The sequence below is a fragment of the Sphingomonas sp. AC449 genome (genome assembly GCF_979253475.1).
In genome coordinates this window covers 1-229 of record NZ_CEEDCZ010000133.1, presented here as the reverse complement: position 1 = coordinate 229, position 229 = coordinate 1, and the positions used below count along the sequence as shown (strand labels likewise).

At 70.3% G+C, this 229-nt stretch carries 1 protein-coding gene; it reads right to left on the bottom strand.

Annotated elements, in window-relative coordinates:
- A partial coding sequence (locus AC0CH3_RS18115; protein WP_465238158.1) for an SdpI family protein occupies nucleotides 1-229 on the bottom strand: 229 nt, incomplete at both ends.

The window sequence follows — 229 nt, the reverse complement described above, 5'->3', positions numbered from 1 at the left end:
GGCGTCCGGATGCCGACGAAGACGCCGGGGCGCGACTTCGGCAGACCGTGGCCGAGCGCCACGAACAGCTCGCCGATCCCGATCTGCATCGTCGTCGCGGGCAGCGCGCGCCCGAACGCCGGGGCGGCGACCATCGCCTCGACGAGGAACATGATCCCGAGCAGCCCGACCCAGTCGGTGCGATAGAGCGGCGCGGATTGTTCGAGCTTGTGCTGCATCGGTTCGAGCG